Annotated in this window: 4 protein-coding genes; all 4 read right to left on the minus strand. The window is 56.5% G+C overall.

What is annotated here, in order from left to right:
* Positions 1 to 312: 312 nt before the first annotated feature.
* Positions 313 to 1,338, minus strand: a complete 1,026-nt coding sequence (locus tag C84B14_RS17890) for a tetratricopeptide repeat protein (protein ID WP_353226103.1) — start codon at positions 1,336 to 1,338, stop codon at positions 313 to 315.
* A gap of 26 nt (positions 1,339 to 1,364) precedes the next feature.
* Positions 1,365 to 2,273 carry a cation diffusion facilitator family transporter gene (locus C84B14_RS17895; protein ID WP_209064688.1) on the minus strand — a complete coding sequence of 303 codons (909 nt, stop codon included), beginning with the start codon at positions 2,271 to 2,273 and terminating at the stop codon, positions 1,365 to 1,367.
* Positions 2,266 to 2,619, minus strand: coding sequence for a P-II family nitrogen regulator (locus C84B14_RS17900; protein ID WP_209064690.1), 354 nt, complete (start codon positions 2,617 to 2,619; stop codon positions 2,266 to 2,268). Before C84B14_RS17900 ends, C84B14_RS17895 begins: the two co-directional genes overlap by 8 nt.
* 14 nt (positions 2,620 to 2,633) lie before the next feature.
* Positions 2,634 to 4,007, minus strand: a 1,374-nt coding sequence (locus tag C84B14_RS17905) for an efflux RND transporter permease subunit (protein WP_353226105.1), incomplete at its 5' end; no start/stop codon positions are given.

Below are 4,007 nucleotides of genomic sequence, written 5' to 3' on the forward strand. Positions count from 1 at the left end.
CTCTCTGTCTTCTTATGTGCGTCGTTTACCGTCGCTCTGGGCGGCTTGGCGGATCCTCTCTGGCGGATGCTGTCACAAGCGACCCTAATTCCCTAGGCAGCTACTGAAATAGCCTTTGAGTGTTCGCACGGTGCTCGGCCGGAAAAGTGAGCCGATGCGGATGCCGACATCGCCTATTCTGAGCAGATTTGCCAAATGACTTGTTCTTTCAGAACATTTCGACGGTCGCACGCGTTTCGAACGGCACAAGGCGTAACACTTCTAATTTGACCGATGAAACACTCGACTAGAAGTGGTGGCATTAACCGGTTTTTAGTCTTCGAAAGCCTCGGCCTGCTCAGGCACGAACGCTTCGAGTCCTGATATTGGTTTTGTGGCTCCTACACTACGCCGACTTGCCACCTGGCGATCATGAGCTTCATTCAGATCAAGCGTCTCGCTCCGGTCAGCAATTAGAGTTTTGGCTCGTTTGATTTGCTCGTCGGACATTAAGCTCAGGAGGAGCGCCTGCTCTTTTAAAGCCGCTTCTAGCCCTTTGTTTGCTGCTAATGAAACCCACACGTAGGCCTCGACGAGATTGACCTCATCGCTCTGCGCGCGCTGGTACAGCTTACCAAGGTTGTACTGAGCGACCGCAGAATTCTGTCTTGCTGCGCGCTTAAACCATCGCCGAGCCTGCGTCAGGCTTTTATCAACGCCCCTGCCCTGGGCGTACTTCACCGCCAAGTTAATCTGGGCATCGACGTGGCCCTGCGTCGCGGCTTTCAAGTACCACCGAGTGGACTCGACGTCGTTTTGGAGCACCCCAATGCCTTTTTCATAACACCATCCGGTATAAAACTGCGCGGCCGCAAAACCCTGCTTTGCAGCCAACAAGTAATACATTGCGGTGCGCTCACGTCGATTTTCGTGAGCTTCTCTACCTTTGCGATAGAGTTCTGCGAGACTGAATTGTGCAGGAAGAACTCCTTGGTCGGTCGCTTTTTGCAACCATTGCATTGCAGCCTCCGAACTTTCCCCAAGACTAGGGCTTTGGCGCAACAAAAGGTACAAATTGTATTGGGCAGCCGCATGACCTTGCTCAGCTGCCTTGCGCAGCCAGCGATACGCCGCGGCGGCGTCCTGTGTCACGCCTTCTCCCACAGCCAATGCGCCGCCTACTGAATTTTGTGCGTTAGGGTCGCCACGCTCCGCGCGCTGCAGGGTGGACTCAAAACGCTCTCGGATCACTTCGCTTTTAGCAGTAATTTCGACCGCGAGAGCGTTGCTATGGTCCAGAGTAAGTAAGCTCGCGAATATGGCAATAACAACCCGAACAACTTCACACTTCTTTGCCATGGTTACCACCGTTAACGCTACGCAATCTAGCGGCGTGCTGCAGGCCCCGCGAGATGCGAGCTAGCGTTTTGATTGGTTTCCGGCTGCAATGTGCTGTGTCCGACACCAAAATCCCGCTGCAGCAGTTCTTGCAGCTTGGGGAGAACTTCTTCCCACTGTCCGATCTGGTCGAGCTTTATTTGCGCCGATAACGCATGTCGGCTCGATGAGAGAGACCAAACATGAATGTGGTGGGCCTCCACAACACCCTCGACCTCTGCCATAGCGCGCTTCAGATTATCGATATCGACATGACCGGGCGTGCCTTCCATAAGGACGCGTAGAACATCACGTAGAACGTTAATGCTCGCAAAGCCGATCAGCACACTGATGAATAGTGACAACAGCGGATCAATCGGGAGCCATCCCGTGAGATAGATGATTAGCCCGGCCAGCAACGCTGCGACCGAGCCCGCCAGATCACCCATCACGTGCAACAACGCGGCACGCACGTTCATGCTTTTCTCGCCCCGCATGAGAATCCACGCGACCGCGATATTGACGAGTAAGCCTATAAAGGCAACCACCATGACGGTGGTTCCACCTACTTCCTGTGGGTTTGCAAGCCGCTCGAAAGCGGCTACGACAATCCAAACGACAACGCCCAGCATGAACAGGACATTCACCAACGCCCCGATAACTTCGGCGCGGGCATAGCCATACGTGTGTTTTGTCGATGCACGCCGCTGGCTCAGCCACGCAGCGAATGCCCCAATGCCGAGAGACATGGAATCGGTGATCATATGACCTGCATCAGCGACCAGGGCCAATGAATTGGCCCAGAGTCCACCGATCACTTCCACAATCGCGAACCCGGTCGTGAAAACGAGAGAGATGATCAGTAGCTTACCGCTGGCATGCCCGTGGCTATGACCGCCGTGGTCGTGCTCACTCATCTGAATCTCCTGCCTTCGGCGAGTGGCGAACGGCGTTTTCATTGCGCTGTCCGTCGCTGATTCGAATGGCATCCCGCAAGTCCGAGATGAAAACCTTCCCATCACCAAGATGGCCTTCACCGGTACGCGCACTTGCCACGATCGCGTCAACCACCCTATCTGCAAGGGCTTCCGGCACGTCGATTTCGAGCTTGGCCATTTTGACCCGCTCCAATCCGCCGTCTTGGACATGGCCGTATTCACGCAGGTGCACCACAGCAATCCCGGGTATGCCGTCAATGTCCGCCAGGGCTGACATCACCTGTTCGAGCATGACCTCTCGTACATAAGCCTTGATTTCTTTCATGGTCAGCCTCCTTCTTATAGCTCTACTTCGCGACGTGGTTCGGCGAACCAGCGGTACACGGCCGGCAAAACCAATAGCGTCAGGAGCGTTGAGGTCACGAGCCCGCCAACGACTACCGCAGCCAAAGGCCGTTGCACGTTAGACCCAATACCGTTGGCCATGAGCAGTGGAATCAAGCCCAGAATCGCTGTTAGGGCCGTCATGAGTACGGGTCGCAGCCGATGTTCTGCGCCGGTGCTGACCGCTTCATCAAGCTCCATACCGTGATCACGCAACTGATTGATATAGGAAACCAGGACTACCCCGTTTTGAACGGCCACGCCGAACACGGCGATAAAGCCCACCGCAGCGGGGACGGATAGATACAGCCCGGATATCCACAGCGTGAAAATGCCGCCGATGATTGCAAACGGCACGTTCAAGAAGATTAGCGCCGCATAGCGGAGGCTCGAGAATGCGCTGTAGAGCAACAAAAATATCAGCGCCATAGTTATGGGCACGACGAGATAAAGCCTTTTCATGGCCCTCTGCTGGTTCTCGAACTGGCCGCCGAAGTCGACGAAATAGCCGGGGGGCATGTCGATCTCGCGATCGATGCCGGCACGCAGGTCATTCACGACGCCGCCCATATCGCGACCGCGTACGTTCATCTGCACGTACAGGCGCCGGCTGGCGTTGGAGCGGGAGATCTGCTTGGGGCCGGTATAAACCTCGACATTCGCCACGCGAGACAACGGAATCAATGCGCCGTCGGGTGCTCGAAGATTCAAGTTGCGAATCGCGTCGATCCGCTCGCGCTGGTTCGCCTGCAGACGCATGAAAATATCGAACCGCCGCACGCCGTCAAAGACCTGGCCAACGGAGGCGCCACCGACGCCGACGGACACGGTGTTCAGCACATCGTCCACGCTGATCCCGTAGCGTGCCAAGGCCTCGCGATCCGGTTTTATTACGACCTGCTGCTTGCCGCCTTGCTGTTGGGCTCGCACGTCCACGGCGCCAGTGGTGTTGCGCGCCAGCTCTGCAACCTGCTGGCCGACCTCGGCAAGCTTGTCGAGGTCGTCACCGAAGATACTTACGACGAGCTGTGCTTGAACGCCTGAGAGCAGCTCGTCGGTTCTAAGCTGGATCGGCTGGGAAAAGTTGTTCGCCAACCCGGGGACACGCGCTGCGAGCCGTTCGGACATCGCGTTCTGAAGGGCCTCGTAAGAGCGTCCGCTCTGCCAGGCATCGAGAGGTTTCAGGTTGATCGTTGTTGCGACGACGTTGACTGGCTCCGGATCACCGCCCACCTCGGCACGACCGACACGCGAATAAGTGCCGGTGACTTCTTCGAACTCGCCGACCGTATCCTGGACCCGCTTACCGTATGCAATCGCGGAATCCAG

This window comes from Salinisphaera sp. C84B14, from assembly GCF_040361435.1.
Classification (GTDB): Bacteria; Pseudomonadota; Gammaproteobacteria; order Nevskiales; family Salinisphaeraceae; genus Salinisphaera.

Excerpts from the sequence above, each read along its gene's own strand:
- C84B14_RS17895 (WP_209064688.1), bottom strand. The coding sequence starts at position 2,273 with ATGAGTGAGCACGACCACGGCGGTCATAGCCACGGGCATGCCAGCGGT.
- C84B14_RS17900 (WP_209064690.1), bottom strand. The coding sequence starts at position 2,619 with ATGAAAGAAATCAAGGCTTATGTACGAGAGGTCATGCTCGAACAGGTG.
- C84B14_RS17890 (WP_353226103.1), bottom strand. The coding sequence starts at position 1,338 with ATGGCAAAGAAGTGTGAAGTTGTTCGGGTTGTTATTGCCATATTCGCG.